This is a genomic window from Bacillus cereus group sp. RP29 (genome assembly GCF_040459765.1).
GTDB classification, from domain to species: domain Bacteria; phylum Bacillota; class Bacilli; order Bacillales; family Bacillaceae_G; genus Bacillus_A; species Bacillus_A paranthracis.
Map to the genome: position 1 here is coordinate 1565016 of NZ_JARVHN010000001.1, position 26844 is coordinate 1591859.

The following is a 26844-nucleotide window of genomic DNA, read 5'->3' on the forward strand; positions in this document are numbered from 1 at the left end:
AAGGAAGGAGAATCTTATTATGAGTTGGTCAAAAGTAAAATACTTCTTTTTTGATACACCTGAAGAAAAAGAAGCAGCTCAATATAGTTATGAAAAGGAGCAAACGGACATGAAGAAGCAGCAAGATCCGCCAGAACAACAAGATGTTACGTTTCCAAAAGCGCAAACGAAACAAAATGTTGTGAGCATTGAAACAGCGAAGCAATCCTCAAAAGTTGTTTTATTAGAACCACGCACATATTCGGAAGCGCAAGGAATTGCGGACCATTTAAAAGGTAGACGAGCTGTTGTAATTAATTTACAACGAATGTCTACGGATCAAGCTGTACGTATCGTTGACTTTTTAAGTGGTACTGTATACGCTATAGGCGGGGACATTCAAAAAATAGGACCGAAAACATTTATGTGTACGCCTGAAAATGTAGATATAGTTGGTGCAATTTCAGAGTTATTCGGTGAAGAAGAAGACACAAATATAAAGAGGTGGTAATACGCCATGGAAACCGTTTTAAGACTTTTAGTTTATGCTATCGAGATTTACTCGTGGGCACTTATTATTTACATTCTCCTATCATGGTTCCCAGGTGCAAAGGAATCAACTTTCGGAGAGTTTCTTGCGCGTATTTGTGAACCATATTTAGAACCATTTCGCAGATTTATTCCGCCGCTTGGTATGATTGATATTTCGCCACTCGTTGCGATCTTTGCTTTAAGACTTGCGACAAATGGTTTAATAAGTTTATTCGGCTATTTCTTATAGTAAGAGGTTATATGTATGAGCATCTACGAGCATTTTAGACCTGATGAAGTGGTCTTTGTGGATAAAGTGTTAGAGTGGAAGCGAGCAGCGGAGTACCATCAAGTGAAATTAACAGATTTCCTTGATCCAAGGCAACAACAAATTGTCACGATGGTAATAGGCCAAGGGGATGTTGCTGTACAATTTGATGGTGCAACGTCTCAAGCAGAGCGCAAAAGAGCACTCATTTATCCGGACTATCTAGTAATAAATGAAGAGGAATTTCAAGTAGAAGTATTGGAAATTGACTATCCTTCCAAGTTTTATACGCTAGAGCATAGGCAAATATTAGGTACATTTATGTCTCTCGGTTTAACGAGAGAAAAATGTGGTGATATTTTGCTTCAAGAAGATCGTGCCCAAATTGTAGTCGCGAAAGAAGTTGTATCTTATATTGAGATGAACTTACAATCTATAGGAAAAGTGAAAGTCTCCTTATCACCAGTGCAAGGGGAAAAAATTCTACAGATACAAGAAACGTGGGGGGAGAAATCCGGAACGGTTTCTTCACTTCGTTTAGATGTTATGTTAGCTGAAATGTTACATATATCTAGGCAAAAAGTACAACCTTTCATAAAAAATGGTTTAGTAAAAGTGAATTGGAAAACAGTGGAGCAAACCTCTTATGAATGTTATCCAGGAGATGTTTTTTCAGTGAGAGGATATGGACGCAGTAAATTGTTTTCTGTAGAAGGTAGAACAAAGCGCGACAAATGGAGAATTTTGTATGGTATACTAAAATGATTGGTTTTTTAGAAGGAAATCCTCCTATTTTGTCGAAGAAAAGATATAATTGAAAGAGGAAATTTAGATAACTACTTGGAGGTGGCGTTGTGCCGTTAACACCATTAGATATTCATAACAAAGAATTTGGTCGCGGATTCCGTGGCTATGATGAGGATCAAGTAAATGAGTTTCTTGATCAAATTATCAAAGATTATGAATTAGTCATTCGTGAGAAAAAAGCTTTAGAAGAACAAGTTGCGCAATTAGAAGGGAAGTTAGATCATTTCTCTAATATTGAAGATACGTTAAACAAATCTATCGTTGTTGCACAAGAAGCAGCGGAAGAAGTAAAACGTAATGCCCAAAAAGAAGCGAAATTAATTGTACGTGAAGCTGAAAAGAATGCAGACCGTATTATTAACGAAGCTTTAGTAAAATCAAGAAAAGTTGCTTTTGATATTGAAGAGCTAAAGAAACAAGCGAAAGTATTCCGCACTCGTTTCCGTATGTTATTAGAAACACAGCTTGAAATGTTAAACAACGATGATTGGGATAAACTAATTGAGTTAGAAGACGAAGTAGACGAGCTGTTGAAAAAAGAAGAAACAGTGTAAGCTTGACGTTTTTCTCATTATTACATATAATTTTAAACAACATATTTATTAAGAAAAACGAAGATAGGGATAAGTACCTTTTTCATACCTTATATAGCGAACTGAGGATGGTGTAAGCTCAGGATAAGGAGATAATGGGAATATCACCCTGGAGTTCCGCGCTGAACAAATAGAGTAAGCGTAGGCGTATATTCGCGTTAAGAATATAAAGAGGATTGTATACATACGTATAGAATCTACTAGGGTGGTACCGCGGGAGACTTTCTCGTCCCTTTTTGGGATGAGAAAGTCTCTTTTTTATTCCGTTTTTTAGGTCTTTCTTTTATACATGTAAGGAGGAATTGAGCATGGAGTACAAAAATACATTACTAATGCCAAAAACAGAGTTCCCGATGCGTGGGAATTTACCAAAACGTGAGCCTGCAATGCAAGAAAAGTGGGCGGAAATGAATATTTATGAAAAGGTACAAGAACATACGAAAGGTCGTCCTTTATTTGTACTGCATGATGGACCTCCATATGCGAATGGTGACATTCATATGGGACATGCATTAAATAAAGTATTAAAAGACTTTATCGTTCGTTATAAATCAATGACTGGTTTTTGTGCACCATATGTCCCAGGTTGGGATACACACGGTTTACCAATTGAACAAGCTTTAACAAATAAAGGTGTGAAGCGTAAAGAAATGACAGTTGCTGAGTTCCGTAAGTTATGTGCAGAGTATGCATATGAACAAGTAGAACGTCAGCGTGAGCAATTTAAGCGTTTAGGTGTACGTGCTGATTGGGATAACCCATACATTACTTTAGAGCCAGCATATGAAGCACAACAAATTAAAGTGTTTGGTGATATGGCGAAAAAAGGTTATATCTATAAAGGGCAAAAGCCAGTTTATTGGTCACCAACGAGTGAATCAGCTTTAGCAGAAGCTGAAATTGAATACCAAGATAAAAAATCTGCATCTATTTACGTAGCATTTCCTGTAAAAGATGGAAAGAACGTATTAGAAGGTGATGAGAAATACATTATCTGGACAACAACGCCTTGGACGTTGCCTGCAAACTTAGGTATTTCTGTTCACCCAGAACTTGAATACGCTATTGTAAAAGTAAATGATGAAAAATATATTATTGCTTCTGAACTACTTGAGACAGTTGCAAAAACGTTAGAGTGGGAAAACGCTGAAGTTGTGAAAACAGTAAAAGGTAGCGAGCTTGAGTATACAGTTGCAAAGCATCCATTCTACGATCGTGATTCATTAGTTATGCTAGGAGATCACGTAACAACAGATGCAGGTACAGGTTGTGTTCATACAGCACCAGGACACGGGGAAGATGACTTTATTGTTGGTAAAAAGTATGGCTTAGAAGTACTTTGTCCAGTTGATGATAAAGGTGTATTAACAGAGGAAGCACCTGGATTTGAAGGCTTATTCTATGATAAAGCTAACAAGCCAATTACAGAAAAATTAGAAGAAGTAGGCGCATTACTGAAGCTAACATTCATTACGCATTCATATCCACATGATTGGAGAACGAAAAAACCTATTATTTTCCGTGCGACAGCACAGTGGTTTGCATCTATTGAAGCATTCCGTAAAGAGTTATTAGAAGCTGTTGCGGAAACAAAATGGGTACCAGCATGGGGCGAAACTCGTCTTCATAACATGGTTCGTGACCGTGGTGACTGGTGTATTTCTCGTCAACGTGCATGGGGTGTGCCAATACCTGTATTCTATGCTGAGAATGGTGATCCAATCATTACGGATGAAACAATTAACCATGTAGCTGATTTATTCCGTGAACACGGTTCTAACGTATGGTTTGAGCGTGAAGCGAAAGATCTATTACCAGAAGGATTTACACATCCAGGTAGCCCAAATGGTGAATTCCGTAAAGAAACAGACATCATGGATGTATGGTTCGACTCAGGTTCTTCTCACCAAGCAGTATTAGAAGAGCGCGATGACTTACAACGTCCAGCAGATTTATATTTAGAAGGATCTGACCAATATCGTGGTTGGTTTAACTCTTCATTATCGACAGCAGTTGCTGTAACAGGAAAAGCGCCATATAAAGGCGTACTAAGCCACGGTTTCGTATTAGATGGTGAAGGACGTAAAATGAGTAAGTCGATTGGAAACATCGTCGTACCGAAGAAAATTATGGATCAATTAGGCGGAGATATTTTACGATTATGGGTATCTTCTGTTGACTATCAATCTGATGTACGTATTTCGGATGATATTTTAAAACAAGTAGCAGAAGTGTATCGTAAAATCCGTAACACATTCCGTTTCTTATTAGGAAACTTAGACGACTTTAAGCCAAGTGAAAATACAGTAGCTATAGCTGAACTTCGTGAAGTAGATCGTTACATGTTAGTGAAATTAAATGACTTAATTACAAAAGTAAAAGAAGCATATGAGACATACGACTTCGCTGCTGTATATCATGCAATTCATAACTTCTGTACAATTGATTTAAGTTCATTCTACTTAGACTTTGCAAAAGACATTTTATACATTGAAGGTGCGAACCATGAAGATCGTCGTGCAATTCAAACTGTATTATATGATGTTCTTGTTGCATTGACGAAACTTGTAACACCAATCTTACCGCATACAGCTGATGAAGTATGGCCATACATTCCAGGTGTAACAGAAGAAAGTGTACAATTAACTGATATGCCAGAAGCTGTACAATTAGATGGTGCAGAAGCATTAAAAACAAAATGGGATGCATTTATGACATTGCGTGATGACGTATTAAAAGCGTTAGAAGTAGCTCGTAATGAAAAGGTAATCGGTAAGTCATTAAATGCAAGCATTACGCTATATCCAACTGCAGAAATGAAAGCTATGTTAGAGTCTATTAACGAAGACTTAAAGCAATTATTCATCGTTTCTGAGTACAAACTTGGTGGTATGATGGAAGAGGCGCCAGCAGATGCACCGAAGTATGAACATACAGCGGTTGTTGTTGTTCAAGCAACTGGTGAAACATGTGAACGTTGTTGGGTAGTTTCAGAAACAATTGGTAAAGATGCTGAACATGAAACATTATGTGAGCGTTGCGCAACGGTTGTTAAAGAAAATTATGTAAAATAACAAGGGGTGACTGCACGTAAAGTGCAGTCATTTTTTTGGTTAACAGTATATTGAAATAACTTTCACTCTCTTTCCTATGAAGGAAAAATGTGTGAGAGGTAAGCATATAAATTTCGGACACACTAATCGTACATTGCAACTGGGAGGAATGTACACGTGAATGAAATGTATATGGAAATCAAAGAAGAATTGCAATTGATGCGAAAAGAGTTACAAGAGAGGCTAGCTAAAGAGGTTATGTACAAATATAATACAGAGTTTAGCGAAGAGCTTGGGTATGAAATTAAGGAAGAGATAAAGAAAAAACTTTTATTACATGATATAAAAGAGGATTTAAAAGATGTAGAACGTGCATTATTTAAAATGGAAATAGATATGTATGGTATTTGTGAAGACACAGGGAGAGTAATGTCGGTAAAACAAATGAAAACGATGCCGACTGCACGTACCATTCATGAATTTTTCTATGAAAAAGTAAATGTATGAATGTGCACAACGATATTATATTACCTTTTTTTAATTTATTTTATTCTTCTATAAAGGTTCATTGTGAAAAGGTTGCAGCTATGCTAAAATTTTGAGGTACACTGTCTTTGTGGGGGAAATGAAAATGATATATTATGTAATAGCGTTATTTGTCATTGCCATCGATCAAATATCGAAATGGCTAATTGTAAAGAACATGGAATTGGGTACGAGTATTCCGATTATCGATAATGTATTATACATAACATCACATCGAAATAGAGGAGCTGCTTGGGGTATTTTAGAAAATAAAATGTGGTTTTTCTACATTATTACAGTCGTTTTTGTAGCATTTATCGTATTTTATATGAAAAAATATGCAAAAACAGACAAGCTTCTAGGAATTTCATTAGGTCTAATTTTAGGCGGAGCAATTGGTAATTTTATTGATCGTGTATTTAGACAAGAAGTAGTGGATTTCATTCACGTGTATATTTTCTCGTACAACTATCCAGTATTCAATATCGCTGATTCAGCATTATGTATTGGTGTTGTATTAATTATTATTCAAACATTATTAGAAGGCAAGAAAACGAAGGAGTAATTGAATGAGTGAAGTAGTACAAGTAACAGTTGCAGAAGAACAAAAAAATGAGCGAATTGATAAATTCGTTGCAGGAATAAATAATGAATGGTCACGTACACAAGTACAACAATGGATTAAAGATGACGTTGTTACAGTTAATGGAAAAGCTGTAAAAGGGAATTATAAAGTTAGAGAAAATGATGAAATTACAGTGACGATTCCTGAGCCAGAAGAGTTAGATATTCAGCCAGAAGATATGAATTTAGAAATTTATTATGAAGATGCAGATGTACTTGTTGTTAATAAGCCGCGTGGTATGGTTGTGCATCCAGCACCAGGTCATACAAGTGGTACACTTGTGAACGGTCTTATGCACCATTGTACAGACTTATCAGGCATTAATGGTGTGATGCGTCCGGGTATCGTACATCGTATTGATAAAGATACGTCTGGTCTATTAATGGTTGCTAAAAATGATATGGCACACGAATCACTTGTAAATCAACTTGTAGCAAAAACAGTAACGAGACGTTACAAAGCGATTGTACACGGTGTTATTCCGCACGATAAGGGAACGATTGATGCTCCGATTGCTCGTGATAAGAAAGAACGCCAAAGTATGACGGTTGATGAAAATGGTAAGCATGCTGTTACGCATTTCCAAGTGTTAGAGCGATTCAAAGATTTCACACTTGTAGAATGTCGCTTAGAAACAGGGCGTACACATCAAATTCGTGTTCATATGAAATATATTGGCTATCCACTTGCAGGAGATCCAAAGTATGGACCAAAGAAAACATTAGATATGAACGGACAAGCACTTCATGCAGGTATTTTAGGCTTTGATCATCCTCGTACTGGTGAATATATTCAGTTTGAGGCACCGATTCCAAAAGTGTTTGAAGACGCATTAAATATTTTGCGAAAATAGTATTGACAAATCATAAGAAAACTGAGATACTGACAACAGTTAAATAATGATCCTTTAACACAGCCCCGTGAGGTTGAGAAGGTAACGGTTTGAAATGCATAGGGTATGCTATACCCTTTTTCAAAAGTCCTCTCGCACACGCTGAGAGGACTTTTTTTATACCATTACTCTCACGCAAGAAAAAAGCTTGGAGGTGTAGAGCATGCAAGAGAAAGCTGTCGTTTTAGATGACCAAATGATTCGCCGCGCTTTAACACGAATTAGTCATGAAATCGTGGAACGAAATAAAGGTGTCGATAATTGTGTTCTTGTCGGAATTAAAACTCGTGGAATTTTTATTGCACAACGTTTGGCAGAACGAATTGGTCAAATTGAAGGAAAAGAAATAGAGGTTGGAGAGCTAGACATTACGTTATACCGTGATGATTTAACGCTACAATCGAAAAATAAAGAACCACTTGTAAAAGGTTCTGATATCCCTGTAGATATTACGAAGAAAAAAGTTATCCTTGTGGATGATGTATTATATACAGGCAGAACTGTTCGAGCAGCAATGGATGCTCTTATGGATTTAGGTAGACCATCACAAATCCAACTAGCGGTTCTTGTTGATAGAGGTCATCGTGAACTACCAATTCGCGCTGATTATGTAGGAAAGAACATTCCAACATCAAGTGAAGAGCGTATCGAAGTTGATTTGCAAGAGACAGATCAACAAGATCGAGTAAGCATATACGATAAGTAAAGCCCTTTTAAATGTAGTCCTGTGAGGCTGCCAAAGGGTCTTGGCTTTCATATGTCAAATTTGGCATACGAAAGTGTAGGACTCTTTGTGCACAGGCACAAAGAGTTTTTTTATTGCAAAGATTTAAACTGAAGGAGGATGTAACAATGGAACAAAAGCCAGTGTTAGACGTTAATGAAGTACCGAAACCGGGAAAATGGTTATTTTTAAGTATACAACATTTGTTCGCGATGTTTGGATCAACAGTGCTTGTTCCGTTTTTAACAGGATTGAATCCGTCAGTAGCATTAATATCAAGTGGATTAGGAACGTTAGCGTTTCTTCTTATAACGAAAGGTCAAGTACCTGCCTATCTTGGGTCATCATTCGCCTTTATCGCACCGATTATAACAGCGAAAACGGCAGGGGGACCTGGAGCAGCAATGCTTGGTGGTTTGCTAGCAGGACTTGTATACATCTTAATCTCACTCGGAATTAAGAAATCAGGATCAGAGTGGATTATGAAATTACTACCACCAATCGTAGTTGGTCCAGTAGTAATGGTAATCGGGCTAGCTTTAGCACATACAGCAGTTAACATGGCGATGAATGGTGCGGATGGCAAATATAGCTTTACACACTTTTCAGTAGCATTAGTAACATTAGCAATTACAATTATATGCTCAATATTCGGAAGAGGATTTTTCAGTATCATACCAGTGTTACTTGGCATTATCGGCGGATATATCTTCGCTTACTTCCAAGGGTTAGTAGACTTAAAGCCGGTAGCTGAGGCAAAATGGTTTGTTGTACCAGATTTCACAGTACCATTTGTAACATACACACCAGAGTTTTCATGGAAGATTGTACTCTTGATGGTACCAGTTGCACTAGTAACAATTTCAGAACATATCGGACATCAAATTGTATTAGGAAATGTTATTAAAAGAGATTTAATTAAAAAACCAGGTTTACACCGTTCAATCTTCGGTGATGGAGTAGCCACATTAATCGCATCACTAATCGGTGGACCACCGAATACAACGTATGGTGAAAACATCGGTGTGCTAGCAATTACAAGAGCGTACAGTGTATACTTATTCATCGGTTCAGCGGTATTCGCAATCATGTTCGGATTTATCGGTAAGATTTCTGCACTGATTCATTCGATCCCCACACCAGTTATGGGTGGTGTATCAATCTTACTATTCGGTGTAATCGCATCAAGCGGATTACGCATGATGGTAGACGATAAAACAGATTTAAGTGACAAACGAAACTTAATGATTGCATCAGTAATACTAGTAATCGGTATTGGTGGAGCGGTACTTCACGTAGGAGAATCATTCCAAGTAGAAGGAATGGCACTAGCAGCAATTGTAGGTGTACTGTTAAATCTACTACTACCGGAAACGAAACAAATAAAACAATCTAAGCAGATTGCTTCATAATAATAACCTTTTAATTCAGTCCTGTGAGACCGGAAAGGGTGGCTTCTTTCTTGCACCCTAGTCTCACATGACTAGGGTATTTTTATGCAAAGGTTGTTATAAAAATACAAAAGTGGTAACATAAAAATCAGAAAGATGAGGGATGACGATGAGCCATTTGTTAACGATGAGTGAATTATCGGAAGTAGAAATTTCAGAAATCCTAAAAGACGCAGAAGATTTTGCGAATGGAAAAGAGAGCAAAACGACAGAGCAAACTTTTGTTGCAAACTTGTTCTTTGAGAATAGTACGAGAACGAGATTTAGCTTTGAAGTTGCTGAGAAGAGATTAGGACTTGATGTTTTAAACTTTTCAGCGGATGCATCTAGCGTACAAAAAGGAGAAACTTTATACGATACGATAAGAACACTAGAATCAATCGGAACAAAAGCAGTGGTCATCCGCCATGAGCAAGATCGCTACTTCGATGAACTAAAAGATCAGGTGAATATCCCGATCTTAAACGCTGGAGATGGATGTGGAAACCACCCAACGCAGTGCCTACTCGACCTTCTTACAATTAAACAAGAGTTTGGAAGATTTGAAGGTTTGAAGATTGCGATAGTAGGAGATGTTCGTCATAGCCGAGTAGCACGTTCTAATGCAGAAGCATTAACGAAGCTAGGTGCAACAATTTACTTTGCAAGTCCAGAAGAGTGGAAAGATGAAGACAACACATTTGGAACATACAAACCATTAGATGAACTTGTTCCGGAAGTGGATGTAATGATGCTACTTCGTGTACAACATGAGCGTCATGATCATTATGAAACAGACATTATGAAAGAGTATCATGAGAAACACGGATTAACAGTAGAAAGAGAAAAGCGTATGAAAGAAGGAAGCATTATTATGCATCCAGCTCCTGTAAACCGAGATGTTGAAATTGCAAGTGAACTTGTTGAGTGTGAGCGTTCACGCATATTTAAACAAATGGAAAATGGAGTTTACGTAAGAATGGCTGTACTAAAACGCGCCTTACCAAATGTATTAGGAGGAATGAAACATGAATTATTTGTTTAAAAATGGTCGTTATATGAATGAAGAAGGAAAAATCGTAGCAACGGATCTTCTCGTACAAGACGGTAAAATCGCTAAGGTAGCAGAAAATATTACGGCAGATAATGCTGAAGTAATCGATGTGAACGGAAAGTTAATCGCACCTGGATTAGTAGATGTACACGTACACCTTCGTGAACCAGGTGGTGAACATAAAGAAACAATTGAAACAGGTACGCTAGCAGCGGCAAAAGGTGGATTCACAACAATTTGCGCAATGCCAAATACACGCCCAGTACCAGATTGCAGAGAACATATGGAAGACTTACAAAATCGTATTAAAGAAAAAGCACATGTTAACGTACTACCATATGGAGCAATTACAGTACGTCAAGCGGGTTCTGAAATGACAGATTTCGAAACATTAAAAGAGCTTGGAGCATTTGCTTTCACTGATGACGGTGTAGGCGTACAAGATGCTAGCATGATGTTAGCTGCTATGAAGCGTGCAGCAAAACTGAATATGGCAGTAGTTGCGCACTGTGAAGAGAATACTCTTATTAATAAAGGTTGTGTACATGAAGGGAAGTTTTCTGAGAAACACGGATTAAACGGTATCCCATCAGTATGTGAATCTGTACATATTGCAAGGGATATACTGCTTGCTGAAGCGGCAGATTGTCACTATCACGTATGTCATGTAAGTACGAAAGGATCTGTACGTGTAATACGTGATGCGAAACGCGCTGGAATTAAAGTAACAGCAGAAGTAACACCCCATCACTTAGTGTTATGTGAAGATGATATCCCATCAGCTGACCCTAACTTTAAAATGAACCCACCGCTTCGTGGAAAAGAGGATCATGCAGCATTAATTAAAGGTTTATTAGATGGAACAATCGATATGATTGCAACTGATCATGCACCGCATACAGCGGAAGAGAAAGCGCAAGGAATTGAAAGAGCACCGTTCGGAATTACTGGTTTTGAAACAGCATTCCCACTTCTATACACAAACCTTGTGAAAAAAGGAATTATTACACTAGAACAGTTAATTCAATTCTTAACAGAAAAGCCAGCTGATACATTCGGCTTAGAAGCAGGTCGCCTGAAAGAAGGTAGAACAGCTGATATTACAATCATTGATTTAGAACAAGAAGAAGAGATTGATCCAACAACATTCTTATCAAAAGGAAAAAATACACCATTCGCAGGTTGGAAATGCCAAGGATGGCCGGTAATGACAATCGTTGGTGGTAAGATCGCATGGCAAAAGGAGAGTGCATTAGTATGAAAAGACAACTTATCTTAGAAGATGGAACAGTATTAATTGGAACAGGTTTCGGAGGAGAAATCGAAAAGTCAGGTGAGGTTGTATTTACAACAGGAATGACTGGATATCAAGAAACATTATCTGATCCATCATATTGCGGTCAAATTGTAACATTCACGTACCCATTAATCGGAAACTACGGCATCAACCGTGACGATTTTGAATCGATTCACCCATCTGTAAATGGTTTAATCGTAAACGAAATTTGTGATCACCCATCAAACTTCCGTAATGAAATTTCGTTAAATGACTACTTAAAAGAAAGAAACATTCCAGGATTAGCAGGAATTGATACGAGAAAATTAACGAGAAAAATTCGTCAATACGGTACATTACGCGGACGCCTTTGTAACATGGATGCAGATGTAGAATACATCGTAAGCCAATTAAAAGCGACAGTATTTACAGACCATGTAAAACGCGTATCAACGAAAGATCCATACCCAAGCCCAGGCCGCGGACATCGTGTTGTATTAGTAGACTTCGGTATGAAACATGGTATTTTAAGAGAATTAAATAAACGTGATTGTGATGTAATTGTAGTTCCTTACAACACGACAGCTGAAGAAATTTTACGCCTTAGCCCAGATGGAATTATGTTAAGTAACGGACCTGGGGATCCAAAAGATGTACCAGAAGCAATTGAAATGTTAAAAGACATTATCGGTAAAGTTCCTTTATTCGGAATTTGCCTAGGACACCAACTATTTGCTTTAGCATCTGGTGCGAATACAAGTAAGTTAAAATTCGGTCACCGTGGTTTAAACCATCCAGTAAAAAATCTTGCAACTGGAAAAGTAGCAATTACATCTCAAAACCATGGTTACGCAGTAGAAGAAGAATCAGTTGAAAATACAGAACTTGAAATTACACATGTTGCTTTAAATGATGGAACAGTAGAAGGTCTTCGTCATAAGAAGTTCCCAGCATTTACAGTTCAATACCATCCAGAAGCTTCAGCAGGACCAGAAGATGCAAATGATTTATTCGAAGATTTCTTAACAATGATTGAAAACTTCAAGAAAGAAGGGGAAGAGTTATGCCAAAACGCCTAGACATTAACACAATTTTAGTAATCGGATCAGGACCAATTGTAATTGGGCAAGCAGCGGAGTTTGACTACTCTGGAACACAAGCTTGTCAATCTCTTAAAGAGGAAGGTTACAAAGTAATCCTTGTTAACTCTAACCCAGCGACAATTATGACAGATACTGCAACTGCAGATAAAGTATACATTGAGCCTTTAACATTAGAATTCGTAAGCCGAATCATTCGTAAAGAACGTCCAGATGCAATCTTACCAACATTAGGCGGTCAAACAGGTTTAAACATGGCTGTTGAACTTGCAAAATCAGGCGTACTTGAAGAGTGCGGAGTTGAAATTTTAGGAACAAAATTATCAGCAATCGAGCAAGCGGAAGATCGTGATTTATTCCGTACATTAATGCAAGATTTAAATGAACCAACACCACCAAGTGAAATTATTCATAACCTTGATGAAGCATATGGCTTTGTAAACGAAATTGGTTATCCAGTAATCGTTCGTCCAGCATTCACATTAGGCGGAACGGGCGGCGGAATTTGTCATAACGAAGAAGAGTTAATTGAAATCGTAACAAGTGGTTTAAAACATAGCCCAGTAACACAATGTTTATTAGAGAAAAGTATTGCTGGCTGTAAAGAAATTGAATATGAAGTAATGCGTGATTCAAATGATAACGCGATTGTAGTATGTAACATGGAAAACATCGATCCAGTTGGTGTTCATACAGGTGATTCTATCGTTGTAGCACCGAGCCAAACGCTAAGCGACCGTGAATACCAAATGTTACGTAACACGTCATTACGAATTATTCGTGCACTAGGAATTGAAGGTGGATGTAACGTTCAGCTTGCACTAGATCCATATAGCTTCCAATACTATGTAATCGAAGTAAATCCACGTGTAAGTCGTTCATCTGCACTAGCGTCTAAAGCAACTGGATATCCAATTGCGAAATTAGCAGCGAAAATTGCAGTCGGCTTAACATTAGATGAAATCGTAAACCCGGTAACACAAAAAACTTACGCTTGCTTCGAGCCAGCATTAGACTATGTTGTTTCAAAAATTCCACGCTGGCCATTTGATAAGTTTGAATCAGCGAACAGAACACTTGGAACGCAAATGAAAGCAACTGGTGAGGTTATGTCAATCGGACGTAACTTAGAAGAATCATTATTAAAAGCGGTTCGTTCTTTAGAACTTGGTATTTATCACTTAGAATTAGACCACTTAAAAGAACTTGATAAAGAAACAATGAAAAAACGCATTATTAAAGCAGATGATGAGCGACTGTTTATCGTAGCAGAAGCAATTCGTCAAGGTGTAACGAAAGAAGAGATTAACGAATGGTGTGAAATGGACTTCTTCTTCTTACAAAAAGTTGAAAATATCGTAAATATGGAACGCGAAGTAAAAGCGAATGTAGGAAATATGGAAGTACTACAAACTGCAAAAGAAATGGGCTTCAGCGATCACTACATTGCAGCAGCTTGGAACAAAACGGAGCGCGAAATTTACGATATGCGTAAAGAAAATAATATGACGCCGGTATTCAAAATGGTAGATACTTGTGCGGCAGAGTTTGAATCTGCAACACCGTATTACTACAGCACATACGCTGATGAGAACGAATCAATTGTAACAGATCGTAAGAGTGTAGTAGTTCTAGGATCTGGTCCAATCCGCATTGGTCAAGGTGTTGAGTTTGACTATGCAACAGTTCACTCAGTATGGGCAATTAAAGAAGCTGGATATGAAGCAATTATCATTAACAATAACCCAGAAACTGTTTCAACAGACTTCAGTATTTCTGACAAATTATACTTTGAACCATTAACGATTGAAGATGTAATGCACATCATCGATTTAGAAAAACCAGAAGGTGTTATCGTTCAGTTCGGTGGACAAACAGCAATTAACTTAGCGGCAAAATTAGAAGAACATGGTGTGAAGATTTTAGGAACATCACTTGAAGACTTAGACCGTGCAGAAGATCGTGATAAATTCGAAGCTGCTTTAACAAAACTTGGTATCCCACAACCAGTTGGTAAAACAGCAACGACTGTAGAGCAAGCGGTAGCAATCGCAGAAGAAATTGGTTACCCAGTATTAGTAAGACCATCTTACGTACTAGGTGGACGTGCGATGGAAATCGTATATCGTCAAGAAGAACTACTGCACTACATGAAAAATGCAGTTAAAGTTCACGCAGATCACCCAGTATTAATCGACCGTTACATGGTTGGTAAAGAAATTGAAGTAGATGCAATTTCAGACGGTGAGAATGTATTCATTCCAGGTATTATGGAACATATTGAACGCGCTGGAGTTCACTCTGGTGACTCAATTGGAGTATATCCACCACAAAGCTTATCTGAAAAATTAAAAGAACAAATTATTGAACATACAATTGCACTTGGAAAAGGATTAAACATTGTTGGATTACTAAATATCCAGTTTGTCGTATTCGAAGATCAAGTGTACGTAATTGAAGTAAATCCACGTGCGAGCCGTACAGTACCATTCTTAAGTAAAATTACAGGTGTACCAATGGCAAACGTTGCAACGAAAGTTATTCTAGGGCAAGACCTAGTAGAGCAAGGATACGGAACGGGCTATCACCCAGAAGAGAAAGAAGTGTATGTAAAAGCTCCGGTATTCTCATTCGCGAAATTACGCTCAGTGGATACAACATTAGGACCTGAAATGAAATCAACAGGGGAAGTAATGGGTAAAGATTTAACGCTTGAAAAAGCATTATACAAAGGTTTAGTTGCTTCTGGAATTAACATCCCAACGCACGGATCAGTAATCATTACTGTAGCGGATAAAGATAAAGAAGAGGCGATGGAAATTGCAAAACGTTTCCATGAAATCGGCTATAACTTATTAGCAACAGCTGGAACAGCAAAATCGTTAACAGAGCAAAATATCCCAGTACAAGTTGTAAACAAAATTGATTCTGAAGACTACAACTTACTAGATATTATCCGCCAAGGAAAAGCACAGTTTGTAATCAATACATTAACAAAAGGCAAACAACCAGCGCGTGATGGTTTCCGCATTCGCCGTGAATCAGTAGAAAATGGTGTAGCTTGCTTAACATCACTTGATACAACGAGAGCAATCTTACGAGTATTAGAATCTATGACATTCTCAGCTCATTCAATGAAAGAAATTACGCAAACAAAGCGTCACGAGGTGGTACATGCATGATGCAAAAGCAAAATATGATCGTCGTTAATCAAAAAGAAATCGCAAAGAACATTTACGAATTAGTGCTTCAAGGAACTTTAGTACAGCAAATGAACGAACCAGGGCAGTTTGTACACATTAAGGTAGCAGAGGGCATTGCGCCCCTTCTGCGCCGCCCAATTAGTATTTGTAATATAGATCAAGAGAAGAACGAATTTACAATGCTATATCGTGCGGAAGGACAAGGAACAAAAACATTAGCCACTAAAAAACAAGGTGAAATGGTAGACGTACTAGGACCATTAGGGCACGGTTTTCCTGTAGAAGAAGCAGAAGCTGGTCAAACAGCTTTACTAGTAGGTGGGGGGATTGGTGTACCACCACTTTATGAATTATCACAGCGCCTCGTTGCAAAAGGTGTACGCGTAATTCACATCTTAGGTTTTCAAACGAAAGATGTTGTTTTCTATGAAGAAAAATTTGCAGAACTTGGTGATACGTACGTTGCGACAGTAGACGGTACACACGGTACAAAAGGATTTGTCACAGATGTAATTGATCATTACGGAATTGACTTTGATATTCTTTATTCATGTGGTCCGTTAGCGATGCTTCGTGCATTAGAAGGACGTTACAAAGAGAAAAAAGCCTATATTTCATTAGAAGAACGTATGGGCTGTGGTATTGGAGCTTGTTTCGCATGTGTATGCCACTTACAAGAAGATCCAAGTGGACATTCTTACAAGAAGGTGTGTAGCGACGGACCAGTATTTCCAATCGGGGAGGTTGTACTATGAACAGATTGCAAGTTGAATTACCAGGATTATCATTAAAAAATCCAATTATACCGGCATCTGGATGCTTTGGATTTGGTCGTGAATATGCACAGTTTTACGATTTAAGTGTACTAGGATCAATCATGATCAAAGCGACGACAGAACAACCACGCTATGGAAATCCTACGCCTCGTGTTGCTGAAACACCGGGTGGCATGTTAAATGCAATCGGACTTCAAAACCCAGGATTAGAAAAAGTAATGAATTCTGAATTACCATGGTTAGAACAATTTGACCTTCCAATCATTGCAAACGTTGCAGGTTCACAAGCTGAGGATTACGTAGCGGTTGCAAAGGAAATTTCTAAAGCGCCTAATGTCCATGCACTGGAATTAAATATTTCTTGTCCAAACGTAAAAACAGGTGGTATCGCCTTTGGTACAAATCCTGAAATTGCTGCTGATTTAACGAAGCGAGTAAAAGAGGTTTCTGAAGTACCTGTATATGTGAAGTTGTCACCGAACGTGGCAAACATTGTGGAAATTGCAAAAGCGATTGAAAATGCAGGTGCAGATGGTTTAACGATGATTAATACATTGCTTGGTATGCGTCTAGATTTAAAAACAGCTAAACCAATTTTAGCAAACCGTACAGGCGGATTATCAGGTCCTGCGATTAAGCCAGTAGCAATTCGTATGGTACATGAAGTAAGCCAAGCGGTTAACATTCCAATTATCGGAATGGGTGGTATTGAAACAGCGGAAGATGTAATTGAATTCTTCTACGCTGGCGCAAGCGCAGTTGCAGTAGGTACAGCGAACTTTATCGATCCGTTCGTATGTCCGACAATTATTGAAGAGTTACCAGCATTACTAGATGAATTAGGATTTGATCACATTTCGGAATGTCAAGGAAGGAGCTGGAAGCAAACATGTCACAGTCGTTAATCGTTGCACTAGATTTTCCGGGGAAACAAGATGTAGAACAATTCTTGCGCCACTTTGAAGGGGAAGAGTTATTTGTCAAAGTTGGTATGGAGTTATTTTACAAAGAAGGCCCTGCGATTATTACGTACTTAAAAGAAAAAGGGCATAAGATCTTTCTAGATTTAAAACTTCATGATATTCCAAATACGGTAAAAAGCGCTATGCGTAGCCTAGCTAGTCTAGATGTTGATATGGTAAATGTTCATGCTGCTGGGGGAAGCAGCATGATGAAAGCTGCAATTGAGGGATTAGAGGAAGGTAAGCAAGAAGGAAAAGAGAGACCGATTTGTATTGCAGTTACACAACTAACAAGCACTTCGGAAGCTATGATGAAAAAAGAGATCGGCATTGAGAAAACGTTAGAAGAAGCGGTTGCTCATTATGCAAAATTAACGAAAGAAAGTGGACTGGATGGCGTTGTTTGTTCAACGCTCGAAGTTCCAAAATTACGTGAAGTATGCGGAAATGAATTTGTAACAGTAACACCGGGGATTCGTCTTGCAAGCGATGATGTAAATGACCAGGTGCGCGTAGCAACACCGAAACGTGCGAGGGAACTTGGCTCAAGCTATATCGTAGTTGGACGTAGTATTACAAAAGCAGAAAATCCGCTTGAAGCGTATAAAACAGTAAAACAACAGTGGGAAGGTGTAACAGTATGAAAAAAGAAATCGCATCGCATTTATTAGAAATTGGAGCAGTATTTTTACAACCGAATGATCCATTCACATGGTCTTCAGGTATGAAATCACCAATTTATTGTGATAACCGTTTAACTTTATCTTATCCGAAAGTACGTCAAGCGATTGCAGCTGGATTAGAAGAGTTAATTAAAGAGCACTTCCCAACTGTAGAAGTTATTGCAGGAACAGCAACTGCTGGTATTGCGCACGCTGCATGGGTAAGTGATCGTATGGATTTACCAATGTGCTACGTACGTAGTAAAGCAAAAGGTCACGGTAAAGGGAATCAAATCGAAGGAAAAGCTGAAAAAGGTCAAAAAGTTGTAGTAGTAGAAGACTTAATTTCAACTGGCGGCAGTGCAATTACATGTGTAGAAGCACTTCGCGAAGCTGGCTGTGAAGTATTAGGAATCGTATCAATCTTCACATACGAGCTAGAAGCAGGAAAAGAAAAGTTAGAAGCAGCGAACGTAGCATCATATTCTTTAAGTGATTACAGTGCATTAACTGAAGTTGCAGCAGAAAAAGGTATGATCGGACAAGCTGAAACGAAAAAATTACAAGAGTGGCGTAAAAATCCAGCTAACGAAGCTTGGATCACAGCGTAACACGAAAAAAGACGACTGCGGGGGAACGCGGTCGTTTTTTTTTATTATTGTTAAAACTTCATGTAAAGTTCCATCAATATCAAAGAAAATCATATTCCTGTCTCCTTGCTAACAACTATTTAGCGTTTTCAGCAACCTCATATCCTTTCACAAACAATAGCGTCATATAAGAAACAATAAATGAGAAGATGCTGTACATGCCAACCCAAAAGAAAAATTTTGGAGTAAAGGCGATAACACCTATTATTAAAAAACTAGCAAACGTTACAATCGGCATTACGTAATACGTTTTCGTTTTGCGTGTTCCAATAACAGATACGATAAAGATAAATAACGGACAAATTAATAAGACGAAAATCAATTCATTCATAGGTATGTCCCCTTTTCTAATTGCAGTAATCTGTTTCTTATAAACGTTTTGAAATAATTACTCTCCTAATATAATTTCGCTAAGTAATAACGAATCCCTCTTGAAAACTGATCATTCATGATGAATTTTACAAGCAAAAAACGTAAGCAAGAGAACACTTGCTTACGCTATAGAATAAACATCGCAACGATCGTGGTGACAATTAAGCCAATCATAACTGGTAAAAAGTTTCGACGTGCAAGTTCAAATGGATCGACTTTACAAATCGCAGCGGCAGGAATAAGTGCCCAAGGAATTAACGTCCCGCCCCCGGTCCATATAGCTGCAATTTGCCCGAGTGCTGTTAATGTAGCTGTTCCATGGCCAAGTGCTGTTCCGAAAAGATTGGCAATGGAACCAGCAAGTGATATACCTGAAAAACCTGATCCATCTAAGCCGGTAATGACACCAACGATAGTTAATGTCCCTGCCGATACATATTGATTTAAAGGAACAGTTTGAGATAAAGCGATGCCTAAGTCGTTAATGATTCCGTGTGAACCTTTCGGTAAATAGTCCCCGATAATTTTCACAAAGCCACTATCTCCTAAATAAAAGAGTGCAGCGATAGGAATAACTGGTCCGAAAATTTTAAAGCCAAATTGGAGCCCTTCTATAAAGTAATCGGTCGTTTTATTCAGTCCATTACCTTTGTAGGCGATGAGAGAAATGATGATAATCATAATAACAGTTGTTCCGCCGATAAGTGCAGTTGCGTCGCTTCCTTGTAGTTTAAATTGAATCATGCAAAGGATATCGATGGCATATACGATCGGAATACAAATAGCGAGCCATTTTTTTGTCCGAGTAGATAATGAAGTGAGTGTTTTAGAAGACGCAGTTGATGAAATAGACTCTTGTATAGATAAGCCTGTATGAAATTCTTTTCGTAAGAAGAAAAAAGCGACGGAAGTTGTCACAATGCCCATAACGATAACGAGTGGAACACTTGCAGAAACAACGCTAAAAACAGGAAGACCAGCAGCGTCTGCGGTTAATTTTGGTGCGCCTTGTATAACGAAGTCGCCGGATAAAGCAATCCCATGACCGAATAAGTTCATAGCAATTGCCACTCCAATTGGCGGAAGGCCGACACGTACAGCAACCGGTAATAAAATAGCTCCCATTAAGGCAACAGCTGGAGAAGGCCAAAAGAAGAAAGAAATTGTCATCATCAAAAGACCGATAATCCAGTAGGCGAGGGTAGGGGTACGAATCATCTTTGTAAATGGTGAAATCATTGTATCATTTATGCCAGTATGAACGAGTAAATTGCTCATGGATACGATAATGGAAATGATTAATATAGTTGGTAATAGCTCAGTAATAGCGTAAATAAAACTTTGAAAAATGCCGCTAACAGCAAGAGGGATAGAACTTGTAGCAGTTAATGCTAATAAAAAGATGAAAACGATACAAATAATCGTCGTATCCTTTCGAAAAATAAAAAAGGTAATAATGGTGAGTAAACAAATAACATAGAGAGCGTGTAATAGCGTTAATTCAACTCCCATAACATTCACATCCTTTAGGCATTCGTGTAGTTTATTGTATGAAAGTAGGGAAAGTATGTGAGTATAGGAAACCGAAAAACCAAAATTTCATGTACCGTAGTGGCAAGGTTAAAAAATGGATGTTAAAATACAATTAATCCTAAAAATGGAATTAAAGGAGGGCTTATGCGCAAAATAATTGGGTTTTGGGGCTTTATTCTCTCTTGTAGTCTATTAATCATTTTAAATTTGTTTACAAGCAATGAATGGATCAGTATTATACCTGTTTTTGGGTTTGTACTTATACTTTTATATAACTGGGATGATATGAAACAATATAGCAAGAAAAGTATTGGAATTATGATAGGTATCATCGTTGTTTGTTCATTATTCGTAGGAGTTATTTTAATAGAGGGTCAGAAACAAATGAAGAAAATGTCTATTTTTCAAGAATGGATGTCGTCTGCAAAAAGTCTTTATATTGTAATTGTAGTAGTTATTTTTCTAAGAATTGTTATAAGCATAGCAAGTTACATATTAAAGGAGAAGTAGAATGGGGGAGTACGAATGAGAGAGAAAATAGGTTATTATGGTGTGCTCGTTTGTTTACTATTATCAGTTATTTCAGGGCAATTTTTTAAAAATGAATGGGTACCAGTTATATTATGTATAGGAGTATTGATTTTTGCTCCTATGTATCGCTGGGATGAGTGGAAAGCATATAGCCGAAAAAAGAAAATTGTATTCAGTATTGAGTTTGTCATGATAATTAGTACGATTCCGTTTTTGTTACTGAAGGGAAATGAGATAATAGATGGAATTGTAATGTTTCAAGGGTGGTTATTTATTGCGAAATTGCTATATTTAATTTGCATTTTAATGTTGGTAGCGGTAGTCACTAAAACAGTAAATGAAAAGCTATTCGTTAATGAATAGAAGAAAGTGCCACCTTATCTGGTGGCACTTTCTTACTTTATTGAATGAGCTTTTTGCATCTTCTTAATTAAACGAATTTGTCCGCGATGATTGATTTCATCTTCAAATACGTGAAACCACTTAAAATAGTTATTTGCTTGTTTGTCATACCAAAAGTCTGTCGTTTTAAACAGCCATTCATCAGGTAACGATTGGAATGTTTCAATTGTTTTGGAACGTACTTCTTGTAATGTATCAATATAAAATTCTATAGAGTTTCCTTTTATTTCCTCACGTCCAAGAGCTTCTAACTCGAGGCCAGGTAACCATCTTTCTAGTTCGGCCTCCGTTGGTTCGCGGTCTTCAAAAGTATGAATCTGGTAGTAAAATTCAACAGCAGCCATGTGATATAATAGCATGCCGATTGAATTTGCTTCCTCATTATATAAATAATCAAGTTCTTCCATTGTTAAATCTTCCACCGCTTGCATTGTTGTATAGCGAGCGTAATTCATCATGGAAACTAGTTTGGAAAATTCAGGATGTAAACCATCTATTTTATCGATTACAAAGTTCAATTACAATTCCCCCTCTTGAAACGAATACTCCAGAGAAGGAATTCTATGTGCAGAGAAAAAATCCTGTTGGAAATTTCAAAATATTAACAAGGGATTACAATTAGTTCTCTATTTGATTTTGTAATAACTTCATATCCGTCTTTTGTAATGACAATATCATCTTCAATTCTACAACCGCCCCAGTTCGGTATGTAAATACCTGGTTCAACTGTAACGACCATACCCTCTTCTAAAGTAGCCTTACTTTCTTGGGATAGGCGGAGAGGTTCATGAATTTCTAATCCAAGACCATGACCAGTAGAATGTCCAAAATATTGACCGTATCCATGCTCAGTAATGTAGTTTCTCGTTATATCATCGATACGTTTTGCAGTTTCTCCAGGTTTAATCGCTTCAGTCCCGCGTTTTAATGCTTCAAGTACAATATTGTATATCTTTTTGAATTCTTCTGATGGTTCCCCGATTACTACAGTACGTGTTATATCGGAACAATATCCGTCGTAAAGTGCACCGAAATCTAATGTAACGATGTCGCCTCGTTCAATTATTTTATTTGATGCAACTCCATGTGGAAGGGAAGAACGAACACCAGAAGCTACAATAATTTGAAATGATGAAGATGCAGCACCTTTTTTTCGCATGAAAAACTCTAATTCATCTCGTACAGTATTTTCACTTATTCCTAGTTTTAGAAACGTAAGAATGTGGTGAAATGCTTCGTCCGCAATATTAGCTGCAATTTTCATTATTTCTATTTCAGGCGTGTCTTTAATGATACGAATATTTTCGATAATTTCGCAAACTTGAATCATTTCCGCCTGTACGTACTTTTGCAAGTTTTTATATTGTTGCAATGTCATGTTGTTTTCTTCAATTCCGAGTTTTTGAATGTTTAATTTTGACACTTGATTTGCAACTTCTTCCTCTAAATTTCCTTTATGCATAATAATTTCAGCATCTTTTATTTGTGATTTTGCTTGATCTACATAGCGGAAATCTGTTATAAAAACAGCTTGATCGGCAGAGATTAAGACGGCGCCAGCACTACCTGTAAAGCCTGTTGCATATTGGCGGTTTTCTTTTTTTGTAATAAGTAACCCGTCAATTCCGTACTTATGTAGTTGTTTTTGGATATTAGTTATTCTTATATTCATTTTAATGCCTCCTTTTTATATTTAATAAAGCAAAACTTGTGCCAATATACTTATTGACAATAAAAGAGAAGCGGGAGTTTTGTGTCAAAAAAACTAGACAAATATAAAATGAGGATGTCAAAAATTTATACAGTAATGTAAACTTGCATATTATAATCTTTCAATTCTAATATTATATTTTTTGTATAAATAAATGGTGATAATTGGTATAATAAGAGGTCGTTATGTTTTCTTGTAGATAAAGGTGCGTAACGAATAAATAGGAATAAGGAATGTGAGTATATGAAGAAATTAAGTAAAGTCATGTCATTTTGCTTCGCTGCTAGTATGCTAGTTGTAACAGGGTGTGAAAAAAGTGAAATCAAAGTTCAAGCAAATGAAACGATTGAACAGCTTGATGAAGCCCCAGAAGTGACAGAAAAAGAAGCGAAAAAGATTGTAAGAAAGAGTGTAGATGCAATAGCAAATGCATTTAGTGAGATGGAAAAAGAAAATGGATGGAGTCGAAATAATCCAGGAGATTTGGCGACAGCGAAAAAAGGAGTTAAGGGATTGGTTACAGAAAAATTTGTAGAGAACCAGCTTCCTAATTCGCTTGAAACATTTAATAGATCTAGAGAGACAGATATGTTGCCATTCCCTATTAATATTGAACCAGAAATGAGATTAACGTATACACAGAAAGATAAAAATTTAACGATTGAAACGATTATACCTTCAAATGATATGGGAAATGAAGCAGAGATATGGGAATTTATTTTCGTTTATAAAGATGGAAAATGGTTAATGGATAAATGGTCATCGCATACACCGAGAGATTTAAAACTTACGAAGGAAGAAGCTAGTGAGTTTCTGAAAATTCGAGGCTTTAAGAATGTCGATTTTGTTAAAGAGGAGAACAGTGGTGACAAAAAATATATTTTTAAAGAAAATGCTAGATTAATTGCTGTAGATGCAAAAACATCGGTTATTACATATGATTTAGATGAGCAAAAGCAGGAAAAAGAAACGAAAGAAAATAATAGTCAAGAACACGAAAACATTAAGGAAAATAGCATGAGTACGCATGCTATTTCTAAAGAAGAGAAGCAGACTAAAAAAGAAACTTCGTCAGCAGTAGGTAAAACTAAAGTTTTAAATGAGTTAGCGGCTCTAGAAAACCAAGAAAAACATACAAATGTCATGTCAACAAATGACATAGTAAATGAAATAGAAGGAAATTATGAACTGTGGGATAATAAACTAAATGAAATTTACAGTACATTAAAAAATACGATGTCCCCTGATGCATTTCAGTCATTAAAAACGAAACAAATTGCGTGGGTTAAAGAAAAGGAAAGTAAGGTTAAAGCAATTGGTACTGATACAAATAACGGGACGATGAGACATATAGATGCTTCAGAAGAGAAATACAAGATGACAAAAGAAAGATGTTATGAATTAGTGAATGGGTATATGAACTAGTTGGAACGAATAAAAAAATGCGCTGCTTATAAGCAACGCATTTTTTTATTTAAGCTTTTAATTTCATTACAGTATCAGCATCGGGTGTTACATAAACAGTTTGCTGATTGTCGTACGTAACAAAACCAAGTTTTGCACCACTCGGTTTTTTCACATGGCGTATTTTGGTGAAATCAACAGGTACAGAACTAGACTCTTTTGCTTTACTGTAATAAGCAGCAATTTTGGCAGCTTCTAGTAAAGTTTCTTCAGCAGGTTCTAAAGAACGAATGACAACGTGAGAACCAGGTATATCTTTCGTATGTAACCAAATTTCATCACGACGGGCAAATTTCGTTGTTAAATAATCATTTTGTTTATTGTTTTTACCGACGAAAATCTCTGTGCCATCACTTGCTACATATTTATCTAATACTGGTTTAGTAGGCTTTTTCTTTCCGTTTTTCGTTTTACGATTGCGCATATAACCTTCTTCAGCTAATTCCTCACGAATTTCTTCAATATCTTTTGAAGAAGCAGCTTCCATTTGTTGAAGTAAGCTATCAAAATAAAGAATTTCTTCCTTTGTTTTTTCGATTTGTTCTTCTACAACAACAACGGAATTTTTCGCTTTTTGGTACTTTTGGAAATAGCGTTGTGCATTTTCAGATGGCGTTTTTAAAGGATCTAATGCGATCTTTACAGTTCCGCCATTTTCATCATAATAGTTAACGACTTCAATATCTTTATCGCCTTTTTTCAAAGCGTACATATTGGCTGTAAGTAGTTCTCCAAATAGTTGATATTTATCTGCTTTTCCAGCATCTTGTAATGTTTTTTCTAGTTTAATGAGTTTTTTCTCATTTTTATTTTTTTCGTTTTGCATAAAGCGCTCTAAATCATGAGCTTGTTGTTTTACACGGTCACGCTCTGCTTTTCCAAAAAAGAAACGGTCTAGCAATTCACTAACAGATGAGAATGTCTTGTCTTCTCCAGCTAAGTGCGCAAGAGGGAAAAGATAAAAGAATTCTTTCCCATTTGAAGTAGTCATTGTTGGTGAATATGTATGAGTTAATAATGGTTTTTGTATGGAGAAAAATGCGTCAGCTAATGCTTTTTCATTTACCATACCTGCTTTTTTCACTACTTCTTTTGCGAATAACGGTGATATTCCGGTAAAGGTTCCGACTAGCTGTTTATCCATGTTTCCAGATAGAAAGTCCAGCGGTCTAATAAATTCATCATTTGTTTCGATCTGAAGTGGGTTAATTTTATGTTGTGCTGGTGGTGCAATATATTCAGCTCCAGCGTATACAGTTCGATGTCGGTTTACTGCTAAGGAAACGTGTTTTAAGCTATCTAAAATATTGTTTGTTTTTGTGTCTACTAAAATGATGTTACTATGTCGTCCCATAATTTCAATTACTAATGTTTTTAGCGATTCATCACCAATTTCATTTCTGCTACGAACGGTAATTTGAATAATACGCTCTAAATCAATTTGTTCAATTTTTTCAATGAATCCACCTTCTAAATGCTTACGAAGAAGCATACAGAACATTGGCGGAAGTGCAGGTGAATCATAATTTTGATTTGTTAAGTGTAAACGTGCATATGTCGGATGAGCGGAAAGAATCAGTTTTTGATTTTTTCCGTTTGCTCGAATATGTAATAAAATCTCGTATTTTGAAGGTTGATATATTTTTGAAATTCTTCCCGTGTAAAGAGAATTTGCAATTTCATGTGTAATCGCTCTTGTAAATAATCCATCGAATGCCATA

At 37.1% G+C, this 26844-nt stretch carries 26 protein-coding genes and 1 other annotated feature; of the genes, 21 read left to right on the plus strand and 5 right to left on the minus strand.

The genetic code is table 11. The annotated features are described in order from the left end of the window. Positions 1–19 precede the first annotated feature (19 nt). The 18 genes from QCI47_RS08410 (at position 20) to pyrE (ending at position 19071) form a co-directional block, all read left to right on the plus strand. The gene (locus tag QCI47_RS08410; RefSeq protein ID WP_000119138.1) at positions 20–490 is read left to right on the plus strand and encodes a cell division protein SepF; all 471 of its coding nucleotides are present in this window, start codon (positions 20–22) and stop codon (positions 488–490) included. Positions 491–496: 6 nt separating this feature from the next. Further along, the gene (locus QCI47_RS08415; protein ID WP_000450920.1) at positions 497–760 is read left to right on the plus strand and encodes a YggT family protein; all 264 of its coding nucleotides are present in this window, start codon (positions 497–499) and stop codon (positions 758–760) included. Positions 761–775: 15 nt separating this feature from the next. Next, a complete protein-coding gene (locus tag QCI47_RS08420; protein ID WP_000029725.1) occupies positions 776–1543 on the plus strand; it encodes a YlmH family RNA-binding protein in 768 nt (255 codons plus the stop codon). Between the two features lie 89 nt (positions 1544–1632). Next, the gene (gene divIVA / locus QCI47_RS08425; RefSeq protein WP_001131612.1) at positions 1633–2139 is read left to right on the plus strand and encodes a septum site-determining protein DivIVA; all 507 of its coding nucleotides are present in this window, start codon (positions 1633–1635) and stop codon (positions 2137–2139) included. Between the two features lie 51 nt (positions 2140–2190). Further along, positions 2191–2415: a binding site (T-box leader), on the plus strand. A 71-nt stretch (positions 2416–2486) separates the two neighbouring features. Then, positions 2487–5252, plus strand: coding sequence for an isoleucine--tRNA ligase (gene ileS2 / locus QCI47_RS08430; protein ID WP_309422562.1), 2766 nt, complete (start codon positions 2487–2489; stop codon positions 5250–5252). A gap of 156 nt (positions 5253–5408) precedes the next feature. Beyond that, positions 5409–5738 carry a TraR/DksA C4-type zinc finger protein gene (locus QCI47_RS08435; protein ID WP_001004664.1) on the plus strand — a complete coding sequence of 110 codons (330 nt, stop codon included), beginning with the start codon at positions 5409–5411 and terminating at the stop codon, positions 5736–5738. A 124-nt stretch (positions 5739–5862) separates the two neighbouring features. After that, complete coding sequence (lspA, locus tag QCI47_RS08440; RefSeq protein WP_000642177.1) at positions 5863–6321, plus strand: lipoprotein signal peptidase LspA; 459 nt, start codon at positions 5863–5865, stop codon at positions 6319–6321. A 4-nt stretch (positions 6322–6325) separates the two neighbouring features. Then, positions 6326–7234: an RluA family pseudouridine synthase gene (locus QCI47_RS08445; protein WP_000005840.1), complete on the plus strand. Its 909-nt coding sequence runs from the start codon at positions 6326–6328 to the stop codon at positions 7232–7234. Positions 7235–7436: 202 nt separating this feature from the next. Next, positions 7437–7979, plus strand: a complete 543-nt coding sequence (pyrR, locus tag QCI47_RS08450) for a bifunctional pyrimidine operon transcriptional regulator/uracil phosphoribosyltransferase (RefSeq protein ID WP_001156487.1) — start codon at positions 7437–7439, stop codon at positions 7977–7979. A 146-nt stretch (positions 7980–8125) separates the two neighbouring features. Beyond that, positions 8126–9409 carry a uracil permease gene (gene uraA / locus QCI47_RS08455; RefSeq protein WP_000435929.1) on the plus strand — a complete coding sequence of 428 codons (1284 nt, stop codon included), beginning with the start codon at positions 8126–8128 and terminating at the stop codon, positions 9407–9409. 148 nt (positions 9410–9557) lie between these two features. Next, on the plus strand, positions 9558–10472 hold the full coding sequence (pyrB, locus tag QCI47_RS08460; RefSeq protein WP_000018849.1) for an aspartate carbamoyltransferase: 915 nt from the start codon (positions 9558–9560) through the stop codon (positions 10470–10472). Then, positions 10456–11742: a dihydroorotase gene (gene pyrC, locus QCI47_RS08465; protein WP_001108378.1), complete on the plus strand. Its 1287-nt coding sequence runs from the start codon at positions 10456–10458 to the stop codon at positions 11740–11742. The genes pyrB and pyrC overlap by 17 nt, the downstream gene beginning before the upstream one ends. Then, the gene (locus QCI47_RS08470) at positions 11739–12836 is read left to right on the plus strand and encodes a carbamoyl phosphate synthase small subunit (RefSeq protein ID WP_000828682.1); all 1098 of its coding nucleotides are present in this window, start codon (positions 11739–11741) and stop codon (positions 12834–12836) included. The genes pyrC and QCI47_RS08470 overlap by 4 nt, the downstream gene beginning before the upstream one ends. Further along, on the plus strand, positions 12821–16039 hold the full coding sequence (gene carB, locus QCI47_RS08475) for a carbamoyl-phosphate synthase large subunit (RefSeq protein WP_001126106.1): 3219 nt from the start codon (positions 12821–12823) through the stop codon (positions 16037–16039). The genes QCI47_RS08470 and carB overlap by 16 nt, the downstream gene beginning before the upstream one ends. After that, positions 16036–16815 (plus strand): dihydroorotate oxidase B electron transfer subunit, encoded by a 780-nt coding sequence (pyrK, locus tag QCI47_RS08480; RefSeq protein WP_071741806.1) that lies wholly within the window; start codon positions 16036–16038, stop codon positions 16813–16815. Before carB ends, pyrK begins: the two co-directional genes overlap by 4 nt. Further along, complete coding sequence (gene pyrD, locus QCI47_RS08485) at positions 16812–17741, plus strand: dihydroorotate oxidase B catalytic subunit (RefSeq protein WP_001081057.1); 930 nt, start codon at positions 16812–16814, stop codon at positions 17739–17741. The genes pyrK and pyrD overlap by 4 nt, the downstream gene beginning before the upstream one ends. After that, positions 17726–18442, plus strand: a complete 717-nt coding sequence (gene pyrF / locus QCI47_RS08490) for an orotidine-5'-phosphate decarboxylase (protein WP_000083496.1) — start codon at positions 17726–17728, stop codon at positions 18440–18442. Before pyrD ends, pyrF begins: the two co-directional genes overlap by 16 nt. Next, the gene (gene pyrE, locus QCI47_RS08495) at positions 18439–19071 is read left to right on the plus strand and encodes an orotate phosphoribosyltransferase (RefSeq protein ID WP_000711449.1); all 633 of its coding nucleotides are present in this window, start codon (positions 18439–18441) and stop codon (positions 19069–19071) included. The genes pyrF and pyrE overlap by 4 nt, the downstream gene beginning before the upstream one ends. Positions 19072–19186: 115 nt before the next feature. Here pyrE and QCI47_RS08500 read toward each other — a convergent pair whose 3' ends face one another. Both QCI47_RS08500 and QCI47_RS08505 read right to left on the minus strand, forming a co-directional pair. Then, positions 19187–19441: a YbeF family protein gene (locus tag QCI47_RS08500; protein ID WP_001003915.1), complete on the minus strand. Its 255-nt coding sequence runs from the start codon at positions 19439–19441 to the stop codon at positions 19187–19189. Positions 19442–19608: 167 nt separating this feature from the next. Further along, on the minus strand, positions 19609–20994 hold the full coding sequence (locus QCI47_RS08505; RefSeq protein WP_076873517.1) for a hypothetical protein: 1386 nt from the start codon (positions 20992–20994) through the stop codon (positions 19609–19611). Between the two features lie 165 nt (positions 20995–21159). Here QCI47_RS08505 and QCI47_RS08510 point away from each other — a divergent pair, with 165 nt between their 5' ends. Both QCI47_RS08510 and QCI47_RS08515 read left to right on the plus strand, forming a co-directional pair. Further along, positions 21160–21525: a YoqO family protein gene (locus QCI47_RS08510; protein ID WP_001226108.1), complete on the plus strand. Its 366-nt coding sequence runs from the start codon at positions 21160–21162 to the stop codon at positions 21523–21525. A gap of 15 nt (positions 21526–21540) precedes the next feature. After that, complete coding sequence (locus QCI47_RS08515; RefSeq protein ID WP_074544061.1) at positions 21541–21909, plus strand: YoqO family protein; 369 nt, start codon at positions 21541–21543, stop codon at positions 21907–21909. Between the two features lie 32 nt (positions 21910–21941). Here the strand turns inward: QCI47_RS08515 and QCI47_RS08520 are convergent, their stop codons facing one another. Both QCI47_RS08520 and QCI47_RS08525 read right to left on the minus strand, forming a co-directional pair. After that, positions 21942–22466, minus strand: coding sequence for a DinB family protein (locus QCI47_RS08520; protein ID WP_001012018.1), 525 nt, complete (start codon positions 22464–22466; stop codon positions 21942–21944). 83 nt (positions 22467–22549) lie between these two features. After that, positions 22550–23620 (minus strand): M24 family metallopeptidase, encoded by a 1071-nt coding sequence (locus QCI47_RS08525; RefSeq protein WP_309422557.1) that lies wholly within the window; start codon positions 23618–23620, stop codon positions 22550–22552. 282 nt (positions 23621–23902) lie between these two features. Here QCI47_RS08525 and QCI47_RS08530 point away from each other — a divergent pair, with 282 nt between their 5' ends. Next, on the plus strand, positions 23903–25084 hold the full coding sequence (locus QCI47_RS08530; protein ID WP_353811747.1) for a lysozyme inhibitor LprI family protein: 1182 nt from the start codon (positions 23903–23905) through the stop codon (positions 25082–25084). A gap of 49 nt (positions 25085–25133) precedes the next feature. On the opposite strand, the gene QCI47_RS08535 is transcribed toward QCI47_RS08530, so the two are convergent. Next, positions 25134–26843 (minus strand): Rqc2 family fibronectin-binding protein, encoded by a 1710-nt coding sequence (locus QCI47_RS08535; protein WP_000863254.1) that lies wholly within the window; start codon positions 26841–26843, stop codon positions 25134–25136. Position 26844: the final 1 nt, after the last annotated feature.